This is a genomic window from Pseudomonas sp. FP1740, from assembly GCF_030687165.1.
Taxonomy (GTDB): domain Bacteria; phylum Pseudomonadota; class Gammaproteobacteria; order Pseudomonadales; family Pseudomonadaceae; genus Aquipseudomonas.
In genome coordinates, this window is sequence record NZ_CP117461.1 from 1,508,130 (window position 1) to 1,530,826 (window position 22,697).

At 59.3% G+C, this 22,697-nt stretch carries 24 protein-coding genes and 1 pseudogene; 12 read left to right on the top strand and 13 right to left on the bottom strand.

Going from position 1 to position 22,697, the window contains the following annotated elements; all coding sequences use genetic code 11:
- Positions 1–8: 8 nt before the first annotated feature.
- The 3 genes from PSH69_RS06605 to PSH69_RS06615 form a co-directional block, all read right to left on the bottom strand.
- Complete coding sequence (locus PSH69_RS06605) at positions 9–893, bottom strand: alpha/beta fold hydrolase (RefSeq protein WP_305411444.1); 885 nt, start codon at positions 891–893, stop codon at positions 9–11.
- A 316-nt stretch (positions 894–1,209) separates the two neighbouring features.
- Positions 1,210–1,902, bottom strand: coding sequence for a pseudouridine synthase (locus PSH69_RS06610; RefSeq protein ID WP_305411445.1), 693 nt, complete (start codon positions 1,900–1,902; stop codon positions 1,210–1,212).
- Positions 1,903–1,935: 33 nt separating this feature from the next.
- Positions 1,936–2,154, bottom strand: a complete 219-nt coding sequence (locus PSH69_RS06615; RefSeq protein WP_019580865.1) for a cysteine-rich CWC family protein — start codon at positions 2,152–2,154, stop codon at positions 1,936–1,938.
- A gap of 191 nt (positions 2,155–2,345) precedes the next feature.
- Between PSH69_RS06615 and PSH69_RS06620 the strand changes: the two genes are divergently transcribed.
- Positions 2,346–2,582, top strand: a complete 237-nt coding sequence (locus tag PSH69_RS06620) for a hypothetical protein (protein WP_305411446.1) — start codon at positions 2,346–2,348, stop codon at positions 2,580–2,582.
- 212 nt (positions 2,583–2,794) lie between these two features.
- The gene (locus tag PSH69_RS06625; RefSeq protein ID WP_305411447.1) at positions 2,795–3,238 is read left to right on the top strand and encodes a hypothetical protein; all 444 of its coding nucleotides are present in this window, start codon (positions 2,795–2,797) and stop codon (positions 3,236–3,238) included.
- Positions 3,239–3,288: 50 nt separating this feature from the next.
- Here the strand turns inward: PSH69_RS06625 and PSH69_RS06630 are convergent, their stop codons facing one another.
- Entirely contained in the window at positions 3,289–4,401 is a 1,113-nt protein-coding gene (locus tag PSH69_RS06630) for an enoyl-CoA hydratase/isomerase family protein (RefSeq protein WP_086944827.1), read from the bottom strand.
- A 132-nt stretch (positions 4,402–4,533) separates the two neighbouring features.
- Between PSH69_RS06630 and ung the strand changes: the two genes are divergently transcribed.
- Positions 4,534–5,226 carry a uracil-DNA glycosylase gene (ung, locus tag PSH69_RS06635; protein ID WP_007941426.1) on the top strand — a complete coding sequence of 231 codons (693 nt, stop codon included), beginning with the start codon at positions 4,534–4,536 and terminating at the stop codon, positions 5,224–5,226.
- Positions 5,227–5,371: 145 nt separating this feature from the next.
- Here ung and PSH69_RS06640 read toward each other — a convergent pair.
- Positions 5,372–5,666 (bottom strand): annotated as a pseudogene (locus PSH69_RS06640) (AbrB family transcriptional regulator); the annotation flags it as partial.
- Between the two features lie 136 nt (positions 5,667–5,802).
- Between PSH69_RS06640 and PSH69_RS06645 the strand changes: the two are divergent.
- Positions 5,803–6,240 (top strand): hypothetical protein, encoded by a 438-nt coding sequence (locus PSH69_RS06645; RefSeq protein ID WP_305411448.1) that lies wholly within the window; start codon positions 5,803–5,805, stop codon positions 6,238–6,240.
- Positions 6,241–6,312: 72 nt separating this feature from the next.
- Here PSH69_RS06645 and PSH69_RS06650 read toward each other — a convergent pair whose 3' ends face one another.
- Genes PSH69_RS06650 through PSH69_RS06670 form a run of 5 tightly spaced genes read right to left on the bottom strand, consistent with a single transcriptional unit; the run spans position 6,313 to position 11,688 of the window.
- Complete coding sequence (locus tag PSH69_RS06650; RefSeq protein ID WP_305411449.1) at positions 6,313–7,353, bottom strand: AbrB family transcriptional regulator; 1,041 nt, start codon at positions 7,351–7,353, stop codon at positions 6,313–6,315.
- A complete protein-coding gene (locus tag PSH69_RS06655; RefSeq protein WP_019580849.1) occupies positions 7,346–8,860 on the bottom strand; it encodes a tripartite tricarboxylate transporter permease in 1,515 nt (504 codons plus the stop codon). Before PSH69_RS06655 ends, PSH69_RS06650 begins: the two co-directional genes overlap by 8 nt.
- Before the next feature lies 1 nt (position 8,861).
- Positions 8,862–9,320: a tripartite tricarboxylate transporter TctB family protein gene (locus PSH69_RS06660; RefSeq protein ID WP_305411450.1), complete on the bottom strand. Its 459-nt coding sequence runs from the start codon at positions 9,318–9,320 to the stop codon at positions 8,862–8,864.
- A 58-nt stretch (positions 9,321–9,378) separates the two neighbouring features.
- On the bottom strand, positions 9,379–10,356 hold the full coding sequence (locus PSH69_RS06665; RefSeq protein ID WP_018926791.1) for a tripartite tricarboxylate transporter substrate binding protein: 978 nt from the start codon (positions 10,354–10,356) through the stop codon (positions 9,379–9,381).
- Between the two features lie 39 nt (positions 10,357–10,395).
- Positions 10,396–11,688 (bottom strand): OprD family porin, encoded by a 1,293-nt coding sequence (locus PSH69_RS06670; RefSeq protein WP_305411453.1) that lies wholly within the window; start codon positions 11,686–11,688, stop codon positions 10,396–10,398.
- Between the two features lie 234 nt (positions 11,689–11,922).
- On the opposite strand from PSH69_RS06670, the gene PSH69_RS06675 reads away from it, so the two are divergent.
- Both PSH69_RS06675 and PSH69_RS06680 read left to right on the top strand, forming a co-directional pair.
- A complete protein-coding gene (locus tag PSH69_RS06675; RefSeq protein ID WP_105348163.1) occupies positions 11,923–12,594 on the top strand; it encodes a response regulator in 672 nt (223 codons plus the stop codon).
- Complete coding sequence (locus PSH69_RS06680; protein WP_105348165.1) at positions 12,587–13,975, top strand: sensor histidine kinase; 1,389 nt, start codon at positions 12,587–12,589, stop codon at positions 13,973–13,975. Before PSH69_RS06675 ends, PSH69_RS06680 begins: the two co-directional genes overlap by 8 nt.
- Before the next feature lie 64 nt (positions 13,976–14,039).
- Here the strand turns inward: PSH69_RS06680 and PSH69_RS06685 are convergent, their stop codons facing one another.
- Together PSH69_RS06685 and PSH69_RS06690 are read right to left on the bottom strand one after the other, a co-directional pair.
- A complete protein-coding gene (locus PSH69_RS06685; RefSeq protein WP_305411454.1) occupies positions 14,040–14,861 on the bottom strand; it encodes an HDOD domain-containing protein in 822 nt (273 codons plus the stop codon).
- Between the two features lie 35 nt (positions 14,862–14,896).
- On the bottom strand, positions 14,897–15,838 hold the full coding sequence (locus PSH69_RS06690; RefSeq protein ID WP_305411455.1) for a folate-binding protein YgfZ: 942 nt from the start codon (positions 15,836–15,838) through the stop codon (positions 14,897–14,899).
- A 148-nt stretch (positions 15,839–15,986) separates the two neighbouring features.
- Between PSH69_RS06690 and PSH69_RS06695 the strand changes: the two genes are divergently transcribed.
- Together PSH69_RS06695 and PSH69_RS06700 are read left to right on the top strand one after the other, a co-directional pair.
- Positions 15,987–16,241 (top strand): succinate dehydrogenase assembly factor 2, encoded by a 255-nt coding sequence (locus PSH69_RS06695; RefSeq protein WP_007941436.1) that lies wholly within the window; start codon positions 15,987–15,989, stop codon positions 16,239–16,241.
- The gene (locus tag PSH69_RS06700; RefSeq protein ID WP_305411456.1) at positions 16,225–16,677 is read left to right on the top strand and encodes a protein YgfX; all 453 of its coding nucleotides are present in this window, start codon (positions 16,225–16,227) and stop codon (positions 16,675–16,677) included. The genes PSH69_RS06695 and PSH69_RS06700 overlap by 17 nt, the downstream gene beginning before the upstream one ends.
- Here the strand turns inward: PSH69_RS06700 and nadB are convergent.
- Complete coding sequence (gene nadB / locus PSH69_RS06705) at positions 16,646–18,262, bottom strand: L-aspartate oxidase (RefSeq protein WP_019580843.1); 1,617 nt, start codon at positions 18,260–18,262, stop codon at positions 16,646–16,648. The genes PSH69_RS06700 and nadB overlap by 32 nt on opposite strands.
- Before the next feature lie 559 nt (positions 18,263–18,821).
- Between nadB and rpoE the strand changes: the two genes are divergently transcribed.
- The 4 genes from rpoE (at position 18,822) to PSH69_RS06725 (ending at position 22,669) form a co-directional block, all read left to right on the top strand.
- Complete coding sequence (gene rpoE / locus PSH69_RS06710; RefSeq protein ID WP_003172477.1) at positions 18,822–19,403, top strand: RNA polymerase sigma factor RpoE; 582 nt, start codon at positions 18,822–18,824, stop codon at positions 19,401–19,403.
- Positions 19,404–19,433: 30 nt separating this feature from the next.
- Positions 19,434–20,021, top strand: coding sequence for a sigma-E factor negative regulatory protein (locus tag PSH69_RS06715; protein ID WP_105348177.1), 588 nt, complete (start codon positions 19,434–19,436; stop codon positions 20,019–20,021).
- A gap of 8 nt (positions 20,022–20,029) precedes the next feature.
- Positions 20,030–20,992, top strand: coding sequence for a MucB/RseB C-terminal domain-containing protein (locus PSH69_RS06720; RefSeq protein ID WP_305411457.1), 963 nt, complete (start codon positions 20,030–20,032; stop codon positions 20,990–20,992).
- 246 nt (positions 20,993–21,238) lie between these two features.
- Entirely contained in the window at positions 21,239–22,669 is a 1,431-nt protein-coding gene (locus PSH69_RS06725) for a DegQ family serine endoprotease (RefSeq protein ID WP_019647985.1), read from the top strand.
- The last annotated feature ends 28 nt before the right edge of the window (positions 22,670–22,697 follow it).

The following is a 22,697-nucleotide window of genomic DNA, read 5'->3' on the forward strand; positions in this document are numbered from 1 at the left end:
ACTCTGTTTCAGATTGCAAATGCATGGTGGTCCTGGACGTACTGGTAACGCGGTCGGCTTTCGAGTTGCGTCGGTTTCAGGAAGCCCAGCAGTGCGTTACGGCTGTCTTGGCAAGCGGTTTTGTGTTCCATGTCGAGAAAGTGGCCGGTGGCCTGAAGGGTGCTGAAGGTGCTGTGTTGCACATGGCCGGCGAACAGCCTGGCATCGGCGGGGGCGGTGTACTCGTCCCATTCGCCGTTCATGAACAGCACTGGCACATTGATTTTCTTTGCCGCGTTCAGGTAGCAGTTGCGGTCGCTGTTGAGCACGTCGCTGATGTGGAAGTGCATCTGCCCGTATTCGTGTTCGGCCAACGAACTGACGTGACGGTGGTTGAAGCGCTTGAACAGCGAAGGCAGGTGTTTGCCGATGGTGCTGTTCACCAGATGGCCGACGCGGTCACCGTCCCGGTTGCCGAGGTAATCGACACCGCGCTGAAGGTAGTCGAGCATGTGCTCGTTGACCACCGGCGAGAACGAGCTGATCACAGCCTTTTCGATGCGCCGTGGCCGTTGGGCGAGGGCGACGAGCGTGGCGGCGCCACCAAAGGAGAACGACAGCACGTGTTCGGCGGCGAAGTGGTCGATCAGCTCCAGGAGGATCTGCCCTTCGATTTCCTTGGTCAGCATTTTCTCATGCAGGTTGTGAGCCTTGGACTTGCCCGCGTAGGGCTGGTCGTAGCACACCACATTGAACTGCGGATAAAGGTTTTTCACGGTTTGGGCAAACGACGCAGTCGTGGACATCGAGCCGTTGACCAGAATGATGGTCTTTTCTGCGGCGTCTGCGCGATAGAACTCCGTGTAAACCCGATACTGACCCTGTATATCCAGCACAGCGATTTCTGGCCTCATGACATAAGACTCCTGGCAAGCGGGTATGCGCGCAAATCAGATTGCACGAGCTTTGTGACAGGTAGGCATACGCCTGGAATTTTTGAAGGCCCATGTCGATCCATTGCACGCCGGTCGACGGGTATTGTTATAAGCGGGCAGTTTGCCGGGGGAAGGCGGAACCTGAGGGTTCTCTGCCGGCAAAAAGTTTCTTAGAGTAGTTTTGGTGACTCGTCGGTCACATTTCGCGCCGACGTCCTGATTCAAGCAGGGGTCACGTCATCGCGCAAGTATCTTTCGAAAAATGTTCGACAACTTCTGCTGAGCGGTCGTCGGCTTAGATCAATCGGATCTCTTCGACGCTCAACGGCCGGTATTCGCCGGGCTTCAGCGCGTCGTCGAGCAGCAGCGGCCCCATGCGTTCGCGGTGCAGGCGCAATACCTTGTTATCGAAGTGGCCGAACATCCGTTTTACCTGATGATAACGGCCCTCGACGATGCTCAGGCGCGCCGATTTTGCCCCGAGCAAGACCAGTTCGGCAGGTTGGGTTGTGAGGTCTTCGAAGGCGAAGTACAGGCCTTTGGCGAACGTGATCGCGTACTCGGCAGTGATCTGCTGCTCCGTTTCGACGTAGTACACCTTGGGCAGTTTGGTCTGTGGCTGGGTCAGCCGTCGCGACCAGGTGCCGTCGTTGGTGATCAGCATCAGGCCGGTGGTGTTGAAGTCCAGGCGACCGGCGATGTGCAGGTCATCCTTGTCCGCTTCATGGATCAGGTCGAGCACCGTCGGGTGTTGCGGGTCGCGGGTCGCACTGACGCAGCCGGGCGGTTTGTGCAGCATGAAGTAGCGGGCCGGTTTACCGACCTGCAGCACTTCGTCGTCGACTTCCACGCGGCTGAACTCGAGAACCTCGGCGTGAGGGTCGCTGACGATAGTTCCGTCGACTCTGACGCGCTTTTCCACCAGCAACAGGCGTACCTGCTTGCGGTTGAAGCGGGGCAGGTTGCTGAGGAAACGGTCAACGCGCATGGCCAGGGATCGGTGGGAAAAGGGCTGCGTATGTTACGTGATCGGCCAGGCGGCTGCTTGCAACTGCGCCTCGACCCGGGCGCAGGCCGGGCACAGGCAGGACTTGTCGCGCAGCTCGGCCGGCAGCGTTTCGAACACCGCCGGGTCGATGCTGACGCCGTAGCACCAGCAGGCACGATCGACGGTTCGTGGGTCGGCCAGGCTGCAGTCGTTGGAAGCGCCGCAGGCGGGGCAGAGATCAGGTTTATTCATGAAGGGTCATTCGGTAATGGCCGGTTTGCTTGGCCCGAGCTGCGCATGATCGGTCGGCAAGCCGTCATGTGCAAGCCAGGTGTAATGCTGGCCGCTGATCTGAAGATCGACGTCGTTTGGCACTCGGTGCCGGTTTTAAAGTCAAAACAGGTGTGACTCGACTGCCGTTGCAGGTCTTTCAGGAGGCCTCCATGTTCTGTCAGAAAAAGCTCCGCCAAATACTGCTCAGTGTGTTTTTTGGTTTGGGTCTGTCCGGCTGTTACTACTATGTAGGGGGCGCCGATGTTTATCCGGCACCTTATTACTACCCCGGCTATTACTACTCACCTTACTACTACGGCGGCCCACGCTTTTACGGGGGTTATCGCTACTACTATTTCGGTGGGCCTCGCTATTACCATGGTGATCACGATCGCGGGCATCGCTAAACGGCTCATGAGTACAACGGCGCGTCCGGCTTGCGGAGGCGCCGTTTTCTTTTGGTCAGGATGAAAAACCTTTCATCGGCTACCTGTTTCGGCGTGTTACAGAAACGCACCAGATCCCGATTTCACTGTCTGATCTTTCGACAGTCGCTGAACAATTGACTGTCGCCTGCCAGCGTCGCTGGTGTGGCTCACTCGCGGTCCAGGAGGCCGCCATGCTCTGTCGAAAACAGCTCCGCCATATTCTGCTGATCGTTCTATCGGGATTGTTTCTTGGTGCGTGCGTGCCCTATTCCGATGGCGACAGCTACTACCGCTCGGATGTCTACACGTCCCCAGCGCCGTATTACTCCGATGGTGGTTACTACACAGCGCCGCGCAGGTACTACTCGCCGCCTGTACGGTATTACCAGCCATCGCCACGTTATTACTACCAGCCGCGGGTTTATCAACCGGCACCGCGCTATTACGACTACCGCGGCAACCAGAATCGCGGATGGGACCGTCATGACCGCGGTGGTTGGGATGGTCGTCGCGACGGTTGGGATGGTCGTAGTCGCGGCAACTGGAACGACGATTCCCGGGGCCACAGTGGACGGGATCACCATGGCGGAAGAGGCGACCATGGCGACAACGATGGCCGAGGCGGCCGTCGCTAATTCCTCAATAGAAAGCGGCGCATGAAGCGCCGCTTTTTTGTGCCCGGATTTCAGTATTCCGACAGATCCGCCAACGGATGCCGACCTTCCCAGACCTTGTGAAAATGCGCTTCCACCGCCGCCTCCGGCACCGTGTTGATATCCGGCCAGTGCCAGTGAGGTTTCTGGTCCTTGTCGATCAACCGCGCGCGAACGCCCTCGCTGAACTCCGGATGACGGCAGCAATTGAGGCTCATGGTGTATTCCATCTGAAAGACTTGAGCCAGCGACAGGTGCCGGGCGCGGGCGATCTGTTCCCACACCAGATGAGCGGTCAGGGGCGAGCCTTCAATCATGGTGCAGGCCGCACGACTGAGCAGCGGGTCTTTATGAACGCGTAGCGCACTGATGGCCTTCCAGGCACAACGAACGTCGCTGACATCCAGCAACTCGTCGATCTGCTGGCGTCGCGGCAGCCACTGCGCTTCGGGCATTTTTACGAGCGCTTCTTGTTGCAAGGCCTTGAGCAGACTGTTGAGCTGCATGGCGGTCTGTTCCTGCCAGTTCAATTGCAGCAAACCTTCGATCAGCTCCGGCTGTTGTTGATCGAGCAAAAAGCGGTCCGCGAGGTCCAGATCGATAGCATCGCGACCGTTCATCCGGGCGCCGGTCAGGCCGAGAAACAACCCGAGCTTGCCGGGCAGCCGCGACAGAAACCAGCTGGCGCCGACGTCCGGGTACAAACCGATACTGATCTCCGGCATCGCCAATCGGCTGCTCGGCGTGACAACCCGAATGCCCGCCCCTTGCAGCAGCCCCATGCCGCCACCCAACACGTAACCATGACCCCAGCAGATCAACGGTTTCGGGTAGGTGTGCAACTTGAAGTCGAGGCGATATTCTGCCGCGAAGAAGTGCGCAGCCAAGGGCGGTACTTCCCCGGGATGGGCGCGACACGCTTCCACCAGACTGCGCACTTCACCGCCGGCGCAAAAGGCCTTGTCGCCATTGCCGCGCAGCAGTACACAAACGATCTGTGGTTCCTTGGCCCAGGCGTCCAGTTGATCGCGCAAGGCGTTGATCATCGGCAAGGAGAGGGCGTTGAGGGACTTTTCGGCATCCAGGCTGGCGATGCCGATGCGTGCGCCGTCGGTGCCGGTGAGTTCTTCGAAGTGCAGATTCATCATGACCTCGATCGGGAATTTGAGCGTTCAGTATGATCGCTCTATAGGAAAATGCCGGATCTGCGTCAGATCAATTGACAAGCGTGATGGGCTTTCCTAGGGTTCGCCCCATTGTTTTTGCCGGATGTAACCATGACTGCTGACGACCGTATCAAACTCGAACCGAGCTGGAAGGAGGCCCTGCGTGCCGAATTCGACCAGCCTTACATGGCAGAGTTGCGCACATTCCTGCAACAGGAGCGCGCGGCGGGCAAGGAGATCTATCCGCCGGGACCGTTGATTTTCAACGCGCTCAATTCCACGCCGCTGGACAAGGTCAAGGTGGTCATCCTCGGGCAGGACCCATACCACGGCCCCGGCCAGGCCCATGGGTTGTGCTTCTCGGTGCAACCGGGCGTACCGGCGCCGCCGTCGCTGGTGAACATCTATAAAGAATTGAAACGTGACCTGAACATTGACATCCCCAACCATGGCTACCTGCAGAGTTGGGCGGAGCAGGGCGTGTTGATGCTCAACACCACCATGACCGTGGAGCGGGCGAATGCCAACGCCCATGCAGGCAAGGGCTGGCAGTATTTTACCGACCGGATTATCGAAGTGGTCAGCGAGCACCAGCCACATCTGGTGTTCCTGCTGTGGGGGGCGCATGCCCAGAGCAAGCAGAAACTCATCGATGCCACCAAGCATTTGGTATTGACGTCGGTTCACCCGTCACCGCTGTCGGCTTATCGCGGTTTTCTTGGCTGCGGGCATTTCAGTCGGGCGAACAAGTTTCTGGAACAAAATGGCGAGACGCCGATCGAGTGGCGGTTGCCGCCGGTGTGAAGATTGTGGCGAGGGGGCTTGCCCCCGTTGGGTCGCGCAGCGGCCCCAAAACCAACCACACCGAAGTCCTCAGATTTTACGACTGCTTCGCAGCCGAACGGGGCGATGCGGCGTTCCGACAAGCCCCCTCGCCACAGGACTCATGTCAGGGAGAATCCGGCTCCCGGTTCCAATACCTGAACAACGGCTCCGCCAAAAACAACACAAACAACAGCCGCATCACCTGCATCGCCGTCACCAGCGGCACCGACAATTGCAGGGTCTCAGCCGTCAAACTCATCTCGGCAATCCCGCCGGGCATCATGCCCAGTGTCAGCGAACGCAGATCCAGATGGGTCAATGCACTCAACCCCAGCGCTGCCAGCTTGGCGATCAGCATGGTCAACACCGTGCCGATCAGGGGTCATGAAGGACGGTGTCCGCCGGAAGAACGGCCGATTGACCTTTCGTCAGATATCCCTGTGTACCTGTTAGTTCTGACAGTAGACGGGGCAGGACACTCTCTGTTCAATTGATCTCCGACGGGCTTGCACTTTTAAAGCTCTATCGGGTTTGTTAATTGAACAGGAGTTCGTTATGAGTAAGTTGGAACGCAAAAAAATAAACGCCTTACCAAAGGCCACAGGAAGTTTATCTGCGAAAACAACGCGTTGGCCTGCTACCGATCCTCGAAGTACTATCGCCACATCCGATGTGTTTGTTGGCGACACCGGTTCAGACTTTTATGATGTGGGCGGCCGGGTTGAGCAGGACGACTATTTCACTTCAGTGATCATTGAACTTCCGAAGAATATTCAAAGTGGAGTGTATAAAATCGGAGCTGGCGGGATTGATGCTCGATACTATGTTGCCGTAGGTGAGGATGAGGAATACTACAGGGCTATAAGTGGAGAAATTGACCTTTCCGTTTCTGACGGCTATTTCGAGGCCAAGGTATTTAGATTTGCAGCCCGTGTAGGAAGTGCCGGTACAACTGCTGAAGTCTACATGGGGAGCTTCAAAATTTCGCGGTGAGATTCAAGAAGTGCTCCAAGGCAATAATTTTCGAAGAGTGGGGCACTTCTTTCCTAACTAGAAACAACATTCTCACGGCCGTTTGGGCCCTTGGTTCCAATACCTGAACAATGGCTCCGCCAAAAACAACACGAACAACAGCCGCATCACCTGCATCGCCGTCACCAGCGGCACCGACAATTGCAGGGTCTCAGCCGTCAAACTCATCTCGGCAATCCCGCCGGGCATCATGCCCAGCGTCAGCGAACGCAGATCCAGATGGGTCAGGGCACTCAAGCCCAGCGCCGCCAATGTGGCGATCAACATGGTCAACACCGTGCCGATCAAGGTCCGGCCCATGAAGGACGGCGCCCGCCGGAAGAACTGTCGATTGAAGTGGCAGCCCAACCCGCTGCCGATCAGCCACTGGCCGATCTGACTGCCACCGTTGGGCAGGCCGATGTGCAGGTCCCAACCAATGCTCACCGCCGCACTCACCAGCAACGGCCCGAACAGCCACGGGTTGGGTTGACGCAAACGCTGCCACACCCAGGCGGCCAGGGCACCGGCCGGGAACAGAAGGGCCAGCCACCACCAACTGACGGTCGCTGCATGCAAGACCGGCGCACCGTCGCCCAACAGATATTTGAACGCCGCCGGCACACACAGCACCACCACCAGCACCCGCAAACTTTGCCCCGCCGCGACACGGCTGAGCACCGCGCCGTTGCGGGCGCCGAGGTTGACCATCTCCCCGGAGCCACCGGACATGCTGGAAAAGAACGCCGTGGCACGATCTTCGCCGGTACGCCGCATCAACCAGACCCCGACCACCGCGGACAGGCTGGTGACTAACGCACCGAAGAAGATCAGACCAAAGTGGCTCAGCACCTGCTCCATCACCACCGGGGTGAAGTGCAGGCCGATGCCGATGCCGACAACCCACTGGCCGCACTTGCGCCCGCCAGGGATTTCCGCCAATTGCCAGGGAGTCAGGCAACGCACGAGGATGATCGCCAGTAACGAGCCGACCATCCATGGCAGAGGCCAGCCGATCTGGCTGGCGAGGTAACCGCCCAGCAGACCGACCAGCGGTGTTCCCCACCAGCTTTTGAAGGGGGGACGATCAGACATCGGCGATAGCGCGCCGGGCGACCGAACGTTTGCGCCAGATGCGCAGCAGCGGCATCAGCAACATGATTGCCGTCAGCACCCAGCAACCGAACGTGATCGGGCTCGACCAGAGGATTTCTAGTGCACCGTTGGAAATCGACAGGGCGCGACGCAGGTTCTGTTCCATCAAACCACCGAGAATGAAGCCCAGCAGCACTGGCGACAACGGGAAGTCCAGCTTGCGCAGGATGTAGCCGAAGATACCGATGCCGATCATCAGGAACAGGTCGAAGGTGGTGGCGTGTACGGCGTAGACGCCGATCCCGGTGATGATCGCGATCACCGGCACCAGTGCCCAGTTCGGCACGGCGAGGATGCGGGTAAAGATGCGGATCATCGGGATGTTGAGGATCACCAGCATCACGTTGGCGACGAACAACGAGGCGATCAGGCCCCAGACAATGTCCGGTTGCTGCTGGAACAACAGTGGGCCCGGGGTGATGTTGTACAGCGACAGTGCGCCGATCATCACCGCCGTGGTACCCGAGCCCGGAACACCGAGGGTCAGCATCGGCACCAAAGCACCACAGGCTGCGCCGCCGATGGCGGTTTCCGGAGCCGCGAGGCCACGCATATCGCCTTGGCCGAACGTGCCCTTGGCGCCGGCGATACGTTTCTCGGTCATATAGGCCACAGCGCTGGCCAGCGTCGCGCCGGCACCCGGCAACACGCCCATGATGAAGCCCAGCAAACCGCAACGGACGTTCACCACGAACACCGCCGAAGCTTCCTTGAAGTTGAACATCATGCGCCCGGTGGCTTTCACCGCTTCCTGGCCACGGTGGGTTTTTTCCAGCAGCAAGAGGATTTCGCTGATGGAGAACAGGCCCAATACCAGCACGACGAACTGAATGCCGTCTGTCAGATGAATGTTATCCCCGGTGAAACGGTATACACCGCTGTTGGCATCGATGCCGACGCTCGACAGAAACAGACCGATCAGCGCTGCAATGAAGGTCTTGAGCGGTCGATCACCGGCCATGCCGCCGAGACAGACAATCGCAAACACCATCAGCACGAAATACTCCGCCGGCCCGAAGGCAATCGCCCATTTCGCCAGCAGCGGGGCGAACAGCACCATGCCGCAAGTCGCGATAAAGGCACCGATGAACGAACTCCACGCCGACAGCGACAGCGCTACACCGGCCAGGCCCTTGCGAGCCATCGGGTAACCGTCGAGGGTGGTCATGACGGTGGAGGCTTCGCCCGGAATGTTCAGCAGGATGGAGCTGATCCGGCCGCCGTATTCGCAACCCAGGTACACCGCCGCCAGCAGGATCAACGCCGACTCCGGTGGCAGGCCGAGAGCGAATGCGATGGGAATCAGCAACGCCACGCCGTTGATCGGACCCAGCCCCGGCAGCAGGCCGACGACGGTGCCGATCAAGGTGCCGCACAGTGCGGTCACCAGGTTGTACGGGCTCAGCGCAACGCCGAAGCCCTGACCCAAATAGCCAAGAGTATCCATATCAGTTCTCCAGAACGTCGAGCACGCCCAACGGCAGTGGCACGTCCATCAACTTGTCGAACAGCAGATAAAGACCGATGGCCATCAGGCTGATGATCACCGCGCTGGGCAGCCAGCGACCGCCATACAGGCGTGCCATCGGGACCCCGATCAGAATGCTGGCGATGATGAAACCAAGGGGTTCGAAGGCCCCGGCGAACACCAGCAACAGCGCCACGCAGATGCCGATCTTGATCAGGGTTTCGCGGTCCAGTTTCGGGTCGTCATCGCTGTGCACGATCGGTGTCGGCCGAAACACCATGTACAGCAAAGCCAGGCCCATCAGGCCGAGCATCAGCAGGGGGAAGGCGCGAGGCCCGACCGGTTCGTAGGAAAAAGCCGCTTGATACGGCCACGCCATCAGTGCCAGGCCGACACAGGCCAGCAACAGCACCGAAGCGAAAATGCGTTGTATAAGCATGGGGAACTCCTGGGCCACGACCCCGAGAACCGGGGGCGCAGCCGCTAGACAGAGGCGATCACTGGATCAGGCCGAACTCTTTGGCCAGCACTTTGTAATCCGCAACTTGCTTCTTCACGTAGGTGTCCAGCTCCGGGCCGGTCATGGCGAACGGGAACAGTTCACGCTGATCGCGCAGCTTGGCGAAATCCTCGGAGGCCAGCAGCTTGTCGAAGGCGTTTTTCCACCAGGCGTAGTCTTCGTCGCTGACTTTTGGCCCGAGGTAGAAACCGCGAACCACCGGCCAGACGATGTTGTAGCCTTGCTCTTTAGCCGTCGGAATGTCTTTCATTTCCGGCTCGTCCAGGCGTTTCTCGGAGAACACCGCCAGCAGACGCATGTCACCGCTCAAGATGTGTGGCATGGAGTCGGAGATGTCGGTGCTGCCAACCTGGATGTGGCCGCCGAGCAGGGCGGTGGCGATTTCACCGCCGCCTTCGAGGGCGACGTAACGCAGGTCGCGCGGGTTGATCCCGGCCGCCTTGGCGATCAGGGCGGTTTGCATCCAGTCCTGGCTGCCGACGGTACCGCCGGAACCGATCACCACCGAACTTGGATCTTTCTTCAGGGCTTTGACCAGATCGTCCAGGGTCTTGTAGGGCGAATCGCTTTTCACCGCGATGGCGCCATAACTGGTGCCAACGGCCGCCAACCAGCGCACCGCGCTTTCATCGAAACGCCCGAATTTGCCTTGCGCCAGGTTCAGCAGCGAACCGCTGGACCAGGCCACCAGCGTACCGGCATCGGCCGGGCGCTGAGCGACCACCGCGTTGTACGCCACCGCGCCGACACCGCCGGGCATGTAGGTCACGCGCATTGGTTTGGTCAGCAGTTTTTCGTTGACCAGCGCGCTTTGCGCCAGTTTGCAGGTGAGGTCGAAACCGCCGCCCGGCGAGGCCGGGGCGATGCATTCCGGGCGTTTGGGTTCGGCCAGCAATTGGCCGGCGAACAGCATGATGCCGGTGGCCAGAGCAACTTTACGCAGTGACAGGTTCATTCAAGTCTCCTTAAGAGTTTTTGTTATGGACGTACTGAATTACCAAAGGGCAACGCTATAGCTCACCAGCAGACGCACTTCATCGGCATCGCGAGCGGAGTAGTTGGAACGGTAGGTGGCATTGCGCAGGCGTACGGCAACGTCCTTGAGGGCGCCGCTTTGTACGACGTATTTGATCTCGGTGTTGCGTTCCCACTCTTTGCCTTCGTCACCGTTCTTGAGCTTGATGTTGTCGCCGCTCACGTAACGGCTCATGAAGCTCAGGCCGGGAATGCCGAGTTTGGCGAAGTCGTAGTCGTAACGTGCCTGCCAGGAGTGTTCTTCGGCGCCGGCAAAGTCATTGATCTGCACGAAGTTGACCAGGTACGGATCGCTGCCATCGACGTAGGGAAAGGCGCTGTCACCGGACATGCGCTGATAGCCGGCGCTGAGTTTATGCCCGCTCAAGGCGTAGCTCACCAGCCCGTTCAGGGACTTGTTGTCGATTTTTCCGCCACGGGCCGCGCCCTCGTCGTCACTGATGGCAAATCGCAGATCGGTACCGAAAGTACCGGGGCCGAACGGTTGCGAAGCAACAACGCCGAGGAAGTGCTGGTTGTAGACTTCGTCGAGTTGGGCGAAGTGGTAGCTGCCGGTGATCTTGTCGGTGAACTTGTAGTCCACGCCGCCAAAATCAAAATGCTTGCCGGCCACGGTGCCGGCGAAGCGGCTGTTTTTGTTGTTGAGGGCGATGTCCTCGAAGTCGGTGCTGTCGCGGTCCTTGGCTTTCTCCAGACGCCCGCCGGTGAAGGTCAGGTTCTTGATCTCTTTGGAGGTCAGCATCCCGCCTTCAAAGGTCTGCGGCAGAATGCGGCCGTCGTTGGGCTTGAGGATCGGCAGTTCCGGAATCAGGCTGCCGATTTTCAGTTCCGTGGCGGAGATCTTCACTTTGCCGGTCAGGCCGAGCTTGGAATACTCGTTCGCCGCGCGCCCGTCGTCATGGGTTGGCAGCAGGCCGGTGCCGGTGCGGTCCGGACTCGAATCGAGTTTTACCCCCAGCATGCCCAGCGCATCGACACCGAACCCCACGGTGCCGTCGGTGTAACCCGATTGCAGATTGAGCATGAACCCCTGGGCCCATTCGTCCCGCTTGGATTGCTGGGCGCTGGTGCCGTCGCGAAAGTCGCGGTTGAAATACATATTGCGGGTTTCGAAGGTTGCCTTACTGTCTTCGAAGAAGGCAGCCTGGCTCAACGGCGAAAAGCCGGCGAGGGCGGCGGCGCTAACAAGGGCGGTGTGGCTGAGGCGGGAAAAACGAGCAGGCGGGCAAGCCTGAAGCTGCATGGACAGCATGGTGACATACTCCGTTTATTGTTCTTATTGGCGAAAACGCTTCAAGGCGTTTTTCGTATCGCTGTGTGCGGCAGCGACGGCAGTCGAAACTGTCCGTGGCTGGACTCTAACCGGCCAACCTTTCGCTAACCTTTCAGCTGACTTTCACGGTTTTCGGGCTTCACAGCGGCGGATGCGGCTGTAAACTCCGCGCCAAAGAATGGCGTCGACCATCCCTGAATGAGGTAAAGATCCATGCGTGTTCTGCTCGTCGAAGACCATCTGCAGCTTGCCGAAAGTGTCGCCCAGGCGCTCAAGAGCACTGGCCTGACCGTGGATGTGCTGCACGACGGTGTGGCGGCCGACCTGGCCTTGAGCAGCGAGGAATACGCCGTGGCGATCCTCGATGTCGGCCTGCCGCGCATGGATGGTTTCGAAGTGCTGGCGCGCTTGCGGGCCCGGGGCAAGAACCTGCCGGTACTGATGTTGACCGCCCGCAGCGACGTCAAGGACCGGGTCCATGGCCTGAACCTGGGGGCTGACGATTACCTGGCCAAACCTTTCGAACTGACCGAACTCGAAGCCCGGGTCAAAGCCTTGCTGCGCCGTAGTGTGCTCGGCGGCGAACGTCAGCAGACCTGTGGCGTACTGGCTTACGATCTGGACACCCGGCGTTTTACCCTTGGCGAAGAACTGCTGACCCTGACTTCCCGCGAGCAAGCCGTGCTCGAAGCCCTGATCGCCCGTCCCGGTCGGGTGATGAGCAAGGAGCAACTGGCCGCTCAGGTCTTCGGCCTGGACGAGGAAGCCAGTCCCGATGCCATCGAAATCTACATCCACCGCTTGCGCAAGAAACTCGACGGTCAACCGGTGGCGATCGTGACTTTTCGTGGCCTTGGCTATTTGCTGGAAAGCCGCGATGCATAAGCTCAGCAGCCTGCGTTGGCGGTTGCTGTGGAACCTCGCGCTATTACTGGTGGTGTTGATGCTCGCCAGTGGTTTGAGCGCGTACTGGAATGGTCGCGAAGCCGCCGACACCGCGTATGACCGGACCTTGCTGGCCTCGGCGCGGACCATCGCCGCCGGCCTGTCCCAGCGCGACGGCAGCCTCAGCGCCAACGTTCCTTATGTGGCCCTCGATACGTTCGCCTACGACAGTGCCGGGCGGATTTTTTACCTGGTCAACGACATCAATCAGAAGCTGATTTCGGGCTACGAAAACCTGCCGGCACCGCCACCGGGAACGCCGCGCACTGATGACTATCCGGCGCTGGCGCGTTTCTATAACGCCACTTATCAAGGGCAGAACGTGCGGGTGGTCAGCCTGCTCAAAGCGGTCAGTGAGCCGAACATGAACGGCATGGCGGAAATCCGCGTGGCGGAAACCGATGAGGCGCGGGTCCGCATGGCGCGCAGCCTGATGGCCGACACCTTGTTGCGGCTGGGCATGCTGGCGATCGGTGCGTTGTTGCTGGTGTGGTTTGCGGTCAGTGCCGCGCTGCGTCCGCTGGAGCGCTTGCGCACGGCAGTGGAAGAGCGGCAGCCCGATGACTTGCGGCCCTTGCCGCTGGTGGAAGTGCAGCACGAGTTGGGGCCGCTGGTGCGTGCACTCAATCACTTTACCGAGCGTTTGCGCGGGCAGTTCGAGCGCCAGGCGCAATTCATCGCCGATGCCGCCCATGAACTGCGCACGCCGCTGGCGGCGCTCAAGGCACGACTCGAGCTGGGCTTGCGCTCGAACGAACCGCAAGTCTGGCGTAGCACGCTGGAAACCGTCGCCCAGGGCACGGATCGCCTGACCCATCTGGCCAATCAATTGCTCTCGCTGGCACGGGTCGAGAATGGTGCCCGGGCCATCGCCGAGGGCGGTGCGCAGTTGCTCGACCTCAGTCAGTTGGCCCGTGAACTGGGCATGGCTATGGCGCCGCTGGCCCATGCACGTGGCGTGGCATTGGCGCTGGAAGCTGACGAGCCGGTGTGGATGCGCGGTGAGCCGACGCTGCTGAACGAGCTGTTGAGCAATCTGGTGGACAACGCACTGGCGCATACGCCGCCGGGGGGCAATGTGATCCTGCGGGTCACGGCGCCGGCGGTGCTGGAGGTCGAGGACGATGGGCCGGGGATTCCTCTCGAAGAACGGGAGTTGGTGTTCGAGCGGTTTTACCGGCGCAATCAGCAGGTGGCTGGATCGGGATTGGGGCTGGCGATTGTCGGCGAGATCTGCCGCGCCCACCTGGCGCAGATCAGCCTGCACGATGGCGAGTTGGCGGGGCTGAAAGTGCGGGTGAGTTTTATTGCGGGGGAGTGAACACATTCACACCTGTGGAGAGAGGCTTGTTGTGGCGAGGGAGCAAGCTCCCTCGCCACAGAAATCAGTAAAACATCGACCGCGACTCTTCCAGATCCTTGTACATCGCCTCGTTCTCCGGATCGATTCCCAGCTTCTTGAAGGCCGGTACACTGAGCGGGTCGATACGGGCCAGGGGATGATCGGTGTCCTTGTGGCAATACAGGCTGGCCACTTGCACCAGATCGACATAGTCGACCCGCGCCGATTGCCGCTTGAAATCCAGATACAGTCCCGGCAATTGCACCAGCATCTCCGGGAAATCCCAGACCCTGAGCAATTTATCGCCGAGCAGCGGATGGATGCGTTCGATCACATGGTTGAGGCTGACCGGGTCCGACAACAATTCATAGTGATCTTCGGCGTAGGTCAGGATCGGCAGCACGCCAATCTGATGCACCAGCCCGCCGAGCGCCGCTTGATCAGGCTTGAGTTGTGTGTAGCTGCGGCACAACGCATAGCAGACGCCGGCGATTTCCAGGCTTTTGCGCCAGACCTCGCGCATCTTCTGTTCCACCACCTCGGAACGGGCATTGAAAATCTGTTCCATCACCAGGCCGATGGCCAGGTTGCTGCTGTAATTGACGCCCAGCCGGGTGATGGCCGTGTGCAAGTCAGTCACTTCCTGGGTCGCGCGCAGCAACGGGCTATTGACCACTTTGATCAGCCGCGCCGACAGCGCGGTGTCACGGCCGATCACTTTGCTCAGGGTGCTGACACTGATTTCCGGGTCTTCGGCGGCCTTGCGAATCTGCAGGGCCACTTCCGGTAATGTTGGCAGAACCAGGTCATCATTATCGATGGCCTCAACCAAATCCTGTTGGACCTTATCCGCCAGCTCACTCATTTCTTTTCTCTAGGGTATTGCGACAAGTGCTGCTGTTAACGCTGGATTTCGCGATCACGATCCAGTTGGTAAGGCAGGTCGAGCAAGTGCAGGCCCGGGCCTTCGAGTGCGCCAAGGTGCAGGTTGCCATCTTCTGCAGCTTCGGCTTGCAGCACGGCCAGGAGTTCAATGTTCTGCTCGGTGCGAGCAGCGAGCACCACTTCACCAATCGAACTGCCGTGAGTCGGGGAGAACAGTGGGGTGCCGGGTTCAGGCAGTTCACTACCTTCCAGTTGCAAGCGATACAGACGACGCTTGAGTTTGCCCAGGTATTGCATGCGCGCAACGATTTCCTGGCCAGTGTAGCAACCCTTCTTGAAGCTCACGCCGCCGACGGCTTGCAGATTGAGCATCTGCGGGATGAACAGCTCGCGAGTGCTTGGCATGACCTGGCCGATCCCAGCGCGAATCTGGCCCAGCAGCCATTGATTCAGTTCGCCTTCGGCCAGCAGGGCGGACAGCTTGCCCTTGATGGTGTCGGCTTGATCGGCGTTCACCCAGAGTTCAGCGCGCTCAGGCGAGACACGAAGGGCGATCAGGCCGTCATTGCGCACGACGCTGTCGGTGTCGACCGGTAGCGCCAGGCCCAGGCTGGCCAGTGCCGCATCGCCATGCTCAAGGCCAAAACGAACCCAGCCGGCACTTTCGTCGGTCAGTTTCGATTTGGAAAACACCGCGTACTTTTTCAGGTCCGCCAATTGCGGCTCCAGCAGTTCGCTGGCCATCGCCATGAGCACACCGTCGCCTTCCAGCAGAATGCGGAAACTCGACTGCATCCGGCCTTTCTGCGTGCAACGCGCGCCAAGGCTGGCCTGGGTGTCGCTCAGGTAATTGAGGTTGCAAGTCAATTGGCCTTGCAGGAATTTGCTGGCATCCGAGCCGCGTACCGCGAGAACGCCTTCGTGAGACAGGGTGCAGAAAAAAGCAGAATCGGCCATGGGTCATCGCAGGGTAAAGAGTCTGATGGACATCATAAGGGGGCGCCCTTGAAATGGGTAGTTCACAAAGGATCGTCAGTGCCGACCAAAGCCGACTGTTCGGCTCGCCTCGGGGCTGTATACTTGCGGCCTATTTGAGGAGCGCTCCATGGTCGATAACGTTGAACTGAACCGCCTCTTTTGGCACAGCCGTCGCGGCATGCTGGAACTTGACGTGCTTCTGGTGCCGTTCGTGAAAGAGGTTTACGCGAATCTGAACGAGGTAGATCGCGCGCTGTATGTCCGCCTGCTGGAGTGCGAGGATCAGGACATGTTCGGCTGGTTCATGGAGCGCGCCGAATCGGAAGATCCGGAGCTGCAGCGCATGGTTCGCATGATCCTGGATCGTGTCCAGCCCAAGTAACGCGTTCGAATGCCGCTGGCATGCCTCACGGCAGTTGCTGGCGGCCTATCTTCTCGCCCAGCTGTTCGCGTTGGGCTCGCTGTTTCTTCTCTCGATGCCGCTCTGGGCCAGCCTGCTCGGCGTAGCGTTGTGCGTGGCTCACAGCATGTGGGTATTGCCGCGACAGATTCTGCTGACTCACCCACAGGCCTTTCGCGGCTTGCGTCGCGATGCCGATGGCTGGCAGTTGTGGAGTCGGGCGCAAGGTTGGCAACCGGTGCAGCTAAAGCCGGACAGCCTGGCGCTGCCGTTGGTCGTGGTGTTGCGCTTTCGCCTGCGGGGCGAGCGATGGGGCAGGGCGATCTGTGTGCCGCGGGATTCGCAGGCGGCGGATGTGCACCGACGCCTGCGGGTTCGGCTCAAGTTCAGTCGGCGTAGGTGGGCGGTACCAGAATAGTGTCCAGGGCGACCGGCAGCAGGTTCGGGTAGTCGAGGGTGTAATGCAGGCCGCGACTCTCCTTGCGCTCCATGGCCGACCGGATCATCAGGTCGGCTACCTGAGCCAGGTTCCTCAGCTCGATCAGGTCTCGGCTCACTTTATAGTTGCTATAGAACTCGTCGATTTCGTCCAGCAACAACTGCACTCGGTGCTGGGCTCGTTGCAGGCGCTTGTTGGTGCGCACGATGCCCACGTAGTCCCACATGAAGCGCCGCAGTTCGTCCCAGTTGTGCGCGATGATCACGTCTTCGTCGGAGTCGGTGACCTGGCTGGCATCCCAGACGGGCAAGGCGGTTGGAATCGACACCTCTGGCAACTGCTCAAGAATGTCCGCCGCCGCCGAACGGGCATAAACGAAACACTCCAGCAGCGAGTTGCTGGCCATGCGGTTGGCGCCATGCAGGCCGGTGAAGCTGGTTTCACCAATCGCATACAGGCCCGGCACGTCGGTGCGGCCCCGCTGATCGACCATCACGCCGCCGCAGGTGTAGTGCGCCGCCGGCACCACCGGAATCGGCTGTTTGGTGATGTCGATGGAGAATTCCAGGCAGCGTTCATAGACCGTCGGGAAGTGCGTCTTGATGAAGTCTTCAGGCTTGTGGCTGATGTCCAGGTAAACGCAGTCGATACCCAGTCGCTTCATCTCATGGTCGATGGCGCGGGCGACGATGTCCCGTGGTGCCAGCTCGGCCCGTGGATCGAAGCGCTGCATGAAGCGTTCGCCGTTAGGCAGCTTCAAGTGTCCGCCTTCGCCGCGCAGGGCTTCGGTGATCAGGAAACTCTTGGCTTGCGGGTGATAAAGGCAGGTCGGGTGGAACTGGTTGAACTCCAGGTTCGCCACCCGGCAGCCTGAACGCCAGGCCATGGCGATGCCATCACCGCAGGCGCCATCAGGGTTGCTGGTATAGAGGTAGACCTTCGCCGCGCCGCCCGACGCAAGGATCACGAAGCGCGCACCGTAAGTGTCGACTTCACCAGTGCTGCGGTTGAGGACGTAGGCACCGAGGCAGCGGTCGCCTTCAAGGCCCAGGCGCTTTTCGGTGATCAGATCGATCGCGACCCGCTGTTCCAGCAGCTCGATGTTGGGCCGCTGTATGGCCTGGTCGAGCAGGGTTCTGAAGATCGCCGCACCCGTCGCATCGGCGGCGTGGATGATGCGTCGATGGCTATGACCGCCTTCGCGGGTCAGGTGAAACTCGAAACCGCCGTCTTCGGTGCCGGACTGTTCGTCACGGGTAAAGGGCACGCCTTGGTCGATCAGCCATTGAATCGCTTCTCTGCTGTGCTCGACGGTAAAGCGCACGGCGTCTTCATGGCACAGGCCACCCCCGGCGTTGAGGGTATCGTCCACGTGGGACTCGACAGTATCGGTGTCATCCAGGACGGCGGCGACACCTCCCTGGGCCCAGAAGGTCGAGCCATTGGCGAGGTCACCTTTGCTCAATACGGCGATGCGCAAATGACCGGGCAAGGTCAGCGCAAGGCTCAAGCCGGCAGCACCGCTGCCAATTACCAGAACATCGTGTTGAAACTGTTGGCTCATTTCAGGATTCCGCTCAAAGCGACCCGGGTCGGGGGTGGCGCAAGACAGCTGGATCGGCGAGTCAGGACAGCCACACAGCCCACTAGTATATAGAGGGGGGGAGCGGCACAATAGCCGGGCCCACATGGCATTGTGAAACTACTGTGACGGAAAAGACTGGACTCTTCGTCGGAAGTTTTCTTGACTGCTTTGGCGACAAGGCGACTGTATCGTGGATTTAACAGTCTTTTTCGCTTCACGGGTTGCACAATGTCGGTTGCAGGCGGCTATAAATATGGAACTTTTGCCAAAGGCTCAAGATCAATAGACGGTTGCCTGAAACAAGGGACAGTGTCGGTTTCGGTGCGGGACTTGCGGTTAAGGTCCCTGCTGACGAATCCGATGACAAGATTATTCGCGCAGCCTGGGTTTCCCGCGCTGCGCTTTTCGTGCGTGCCAAATCAGAGCCCGCAGGAAACTTGCTTGGAGGGGGAGAACTTTTGCGAAAAGCCCGAGTCTATGTTTGCAAGTCTGGTCGTTCAGTAATGCAAGCCTCCTTCGAGCTTATCGAGGAGTGTTCATGCTAACCCAGGAAGAGGATCAGCAGCTGGTCGAGCGCGTTCAACGCGGCGACAAGCGAGCTTTCGATCTGCTAGTGCTGAAATACCAGCACAAAATTCTCGGGTTGATCGTGCGTTTCGTGCACGACACCCATGAAGCCCAGGATGTCGCACAGGAAGCCTTTATCAAGGCATACCGTGCACTTGGTAATTTTCGCGGAGACAGCGCTTTTTATACGTGGCTTTACCGTATCGCCATCAACACGGCGAAAAACTATCTGGTTTCACGCGGCCGTCGGCCGCCGGATAGCGATGTCAGTTCCGAGGATGCAGAGTTCTACGATGGCGATCATGGCCTCAAGGATCTCGAGTCGCCAGAACGTGCATTGCTGCGGGATGAGATCGAAGGCACCGTCCATCGAACCATTCAGCAACTGCCAGAAGATTTGCGTACGGCTTTAACTTTACGTGAATTCGATGGTCTGAGTTACGAGGACATTGCCAGCGTCATGCAGTGTCCGGTGGGTACCGTGCGCTCCCGGATTTTCCGCGCCCGGGAGGCCATCGATAAAGCCCTGCAGCCGTTGTTGCAGGAAAACTGAGACAGCGGCGACAGCCAAGAGAGGAACGCCATGAGTCGTGAAGCCCTGCAGGAATCGCTGTCCGCAGTGATGGATAACGAAGCGGACGAACTGGAATTGCGTCGGGTGTTGAATGCCTTCGACGATGTTGAAACCCGCGAAACCTGGGCTCGTTACCAGATCGCTCGGGCAGTCATGCACAAGGACCTGCTGCTCCCTCGTCTGGACATCGCTGCGGCAGTTTCTGCTGCGCTGGCTGACGAAGCCGTACCGGCAAAAGCCTCTCGTGGCCCATGGCGCAGCCTGGGTCGTCTTGCGGTCGCTGCTTCGGTGACCATTGCCGTGCTGGCAGGTGTACGTCTGTACAACCAGGACGAGATCGCAGGTGTCGAACTGGCTCAGCATTCGAATCAGCCGGGTCTGACCACTCCTCAGATCAAGGGGCCCGCTGTATTGGCAGGCTACAATGAGAGTTCGGATGCCACTGGCCCTATGGCCAACGGCGTATTGCAAGGTCAGCCAGGCTGGCACGATCAGCGTCTGCCAGGTTACTTGCGCCAACATGCTCAACAGGCTGCACTGAAAGGTACTGAGAGCGCTCTGCCTTACGCTCGTGCAGCAAGCCTGGAAAACCGTTAAGGAGGATCATGCGCGCCATACCTCTACTTACGCTTCTGCTCAGTGGCTGGTTTATTGTTCCAGCCCACGCCGATGAAGCCCAGGACTGGCTGAAGCGTCTGGGACAGGCGGAGCAAACGCAGAGCTTTCACGGTACTTTCGTCTACGAGCGTAACGGTAGTTTTTCTACCCATAACATCTGGCATCGCGTCCAGGATGGCAAAGTCCAAGAGCGTTTACTTCAGCTCGACGGTTCGGCCCAGGAAGTCGTGCGCATTGATGGGCATACTCAATGCGTCAGCGGCACCCTGATAGCAGGGCTGGGGGACTCACCCAACTCCGCTGCTCGTGCGCTCGATCCACAAAAGCTAAAGAATTGGTATGACCTTGCCGTCATCGGCAAGTCGCGCGTGGCCGGGCGTTCGGCGGTGATCGTCTCGTTGACGCCTCGCGATCAGCATCGCTATGGTTTTGAGCTGCATCTGGACAAGGAAACAGGCTTGCCGTTGAAGTCATTGTTGCTCAATGACAAAGGGCAACTGCTGGAGCGGTTCCAGTTCACCCGGCTGGATACTGCGGAGGTGCCTTCCGACAGCGATTTGCAGGCAGGTTCTGAGTGCAAGCCCATTAACCTGAACAGCGACAAGGCGTCCGCCGTCAAGACTGCGCAGGTCTGGCATTCGGACTGGTTGCCGCCAGGTTTCGAACTGACCAGCAGTAACTCTCACAAGGATCCGGATACCAAAGTCCAGGTCAACAGTCTGATGTTCGACGACGGTCTGGCCCGATTCTCGGTGTTCCTTGAGCCGTTGAATGGGGCAACAGTCACCGACACCCGTACCCAGCTGGGGCCAACGGTCGCTGTGTCCCGTCGCTTGACCACTCCGCAAGGCGAAATAATGGTGACCGTGGTCGGTGAAATACCGATTGGCACCGCCGAACGGATTGCGCTGTCCATGCGCAACGATGCCGCGGCTACAAACAAGCAGTGAGCTGATCAGCCATGCTCATCAATCGGGGCTGTAGGGTGCGGGAGGTCGGCAATGGCTCCCCCGTCGTTGAGGCCTCGAAATGTTTTGCCGAGCATTTTCATTTGCAAATATCCCGAAAATTTTTTATAGGTCAGAGCCCCTCGGCTCTGGCCTTGTTTGTTGTTCCCGGAACAAAAATACCGGCGTATCGTTTCCGGTGTTCCTTGCTCCATATCGCTTAACCATGCTCGTCGTAACGGGAGCCGTATGTCGATACCACGCTTGAAGTCTTATCTCTCTATTTTTGCCACCGTGCTGGTGCTCGGTCAGGCGGTCACTGCGCAAGCGGCCGACTTGCCTGACTTCACGCAACTGGTCGAGCAGGCCTCGCCCGCGGTGGTGAACATCAGCACTACCCAGAAGTTGCCGGAGCGCAAAGTGTCCAGCGAGCAAATGCCTGACCTTGAAGGCTTGCCGCCGATGCTGCGCGAGTTTTTTGAGCGTGGTATGCCGCAGCAGCCGCGCTCACCTCGTGGCGATCGCCAGCGCGAAGCGCAGTCCCTGGGTTCGGGTTTCATCATTTCGCCTGACGGCTATATCCTGACTAACAACCATGTGATCGCCGATGCCGACGAGATTCTCGTGCGCCTCGCCGATCGCAGTGAGTTGAAAGCCAAGTTGATCGGTACCGATCCGCGTTCCGACGTCGCCTTGCTGAAAATCGAAGGCAAGAACCTGCCGGTTCTGAAGCTCGGCAAATCGCAGGACCTGAAAGCCGGTCAGTGGGTCGTGGCCATCGGCTCGCCGTTCGGCTTTGATCACACAGTGACCCAAGGCATCGTCAGTGCCATCGGTCGCAGCCTGCCGAACGAAAACTATGTGCCGTTCATCCAGACCGACGTGCCGATCAACCCGGGTAACTCCGGTGGTCCGCTGTTCAACCTGGCCGGTGAAGTGGTCGGCATCAACTCGCAGATCTACACTCGCTCCGGCGGCTTCATGGGCGTGTCGTTCGCAATCCCTATCGATGTGGCGATGGACGTTTCCAATCAGCTGAAAAGCGGCGGTAAAGTCAGCCGTGGCTGGTTGGGTGTGGTGATCCAGGAGGTGAGCAAGGATCTGGCCGAGTCGTTCGGTCTTGAGAAACCGGCCGGTGCGTTGGTGGCTCAGATCCAGGATGACGGTCCGGCTGCCAAGGGTGGCCTGCAAGTGGGCGACGTGATCCTGAGCATGAACGGTCAACCGATCGTCATGTCTGCCGATCTGCCGCACTTGGTGGGTGCGCTGAAGGCCGGCTCGAAAGCCAATCTTGAGGTGATCCGCGAAGGCAAACGCAAGAATGTCGAGCTGACCGTCGGCGCTATCCCTGAAGAAGGCAAAGAGCTGGACGCCCAGCCTAAATCTGGCGCAGAGCGCAGCAGCAATCGCCTGGGTGTTTCCGTGGCCGAATTGACCGATGAGCAGAAGAAAGCCTACGACCTTAAAGGTGGTGTGGTAATCAAGGACGTGCAGGACGGTCCTGCTGCCCTGATCGGCTTGCAGCCTGGTGACGTGATCACTCACCTGAACAACCAGGCGATCGGCTCCACCAAGGAGTTCACCGAGATTGCCAAGGCGTTGCCGAAGAACCGCTCGGTGTCGATGCGTGTTCTGCGCCAGGGTCGCGCCAGCTTCATCACCTTCAAACTGGCTGAATAAACCGGTTGTCGGCTGAATAAAAAACCGC

Bases quoted from the DNA above. Each gene is read 5' to 3' on its own strand.
- PSH69_RS06655 (WP_019580849.1), bottom strand. From the start codon at position 8,860: ATGGATACTCTTGGCTATTTGGGTCAGGGCTTCGGCGTTGCGCTGAGC.
- PSH69_RS06660 (WP_305411450.1), bottom strand. From the start codon at position 9,320: ATGCTTATACAACGCATTTTCGCTTCGGTGCTGTTGCTGGCCTGTGTC.
- PSH69_RS06680 (WP_105348165.1), top strand. From the start codon at position 12,587: ATGCATAAGCTCAGCAGCCTGCGTTGGCGGTTGCTGTGGAACCTCGCG.
- ung (WP_007941426.1), top strand. From the start codon at position 4,534: ATGACTGCTGACGACCGTATCAAACTCGAACCGAGCTGGAAGGAGGCC.
- PSH69_RS06690 (WP_305411455.1), bottom strand. From the start codon at position 15,838: ATGGCCGATTCTGCTTTTTTCTGCACCCTGTCTCACGAAGGCGTTCTC.
- PSH69_RS06720 (WP_305411457.1), top strand. From the start codon at position 20,030: ATGCGCGCCATACCTCTACTTACGCTTCTGCTCAGTGGCTGGTTTATT.
- PSH69_RS06605 (WP_305411444.1), bottom strand. From the start codon at position 893: ATGAGGCCAGAAATCGCTGTGCTGGATATACAGGGTCAGTATCGGGTT.
- PSH69_RS06685 (WP_305411454.1), bottom strand. From the start codon at position 14,861: ATGAGTGAGCTGGCGGATAAGGTCCAACAGGATTTGGTTGAGGCCATC.
- PSH69_RS06650 (WP_305411449.1), bottom strand. From the start codon at position 7,353: ATGTCTGATCGTCCCCCCTTCAAAAGCTGGTGGGGAACACCGCTGGTC.
- PSH69_RS06615 (WP_019580865.1), bottom strand. From the start codon at position 2,154: ATGAATAAACCTGATCTCTGCCCCGCCTGCGGCGCTTCCAACGACTGC.
- PSH69_RS06625 (WP_305411447.1), top strand. From the start codon at position 2,795: ATGCTCTGTCGAAAACAGCTCCGCCATATTCTGCTGATCGTTCTATCG.
- PSH69_RS06715 (WP_105348177.1), top strand. From the start codon at position 19,434: ATGAGTCGTGAAGCCCTGCAGGAATCGCTGTCCGCAGTGATGGATAAC.
- PSH69_RS06675 (WP_105348163.1), top strand. From the start codon at position 11,923: ATGCGTGTTCTGCTCGTCGAAGACCATCTGCAGCTTGCCGAAAGTGTC.
- PSH69_RS06610 (WP_305411445.1), bottom strand. From the start codon at position 1,902: ATGCGCGTTGACCGTTTCCTCAGCAACCTGCCCCGCTTCAACCGCAAG.
- nadB (WP_019580843.1), bottom strand. From the start codon at position 18,262: ATGAGCCAACAGTTTCAACACGATGTTCTGGTAATTGGCAGCGGTGCT.
- rpoE (WP_003172477.1), top strand. From the start codon at position 18,822: ATGCTAACCCAGGAAGAGGATCAGCAGCTGGTCGAGCGCGTTCAACGC.
- PSH69_RS06695 (WP_007941436.1), top strand. From the start codon at position 15,987: ATGGTCGATAACGTTGAACTGAACCGCCTCTTTTGGCACAGCCGTCGC.
- PSH69_RS06670 (WP_305411453.1), bottom strand. From the start codon at position 11,688: ATGCTGTCCATGCAGCTTCAGGCTTGCCCGCCTGCTCGTTTTTCCCGC.
- PSH69_RS06620 (WP_305411446.1), top strand. From the start codon at position 2,346: ATGTTCTGTCAGAAAAAGCTCCGCCAAATACTGCTCAGTGTGTTTTTT.
- PSH69_RS06665 (WP_018926791.1), bottom strand. From the start codon at position 10,356: ATGAACCTGTCACTGCGTAAAGTTGCTCTGGCCACCGGCATCATGCTG.
- PSH69_RS06630 (WP_086944827.1), bottom strand. From the start codon at position 4,401: ATGAATCTGCACTTCGAAGAACTCACCGGCACCGACGGCGCACGCATC.
- PSH69_RS06645 (WP_305411448.1), top strand. From the start codon at position 5,803: ATGAGTAAGTTGGAACGCAAAAAAATAAACGCCTTACCAAAGGCCACA.
- PSH69_RS06725 (WP_019647985.1), top strand. From the start codon at position 21,239: ATGTCGATACCACGCTTGAAGTCTTATCTCTCTATTTTTGCCACCGTG.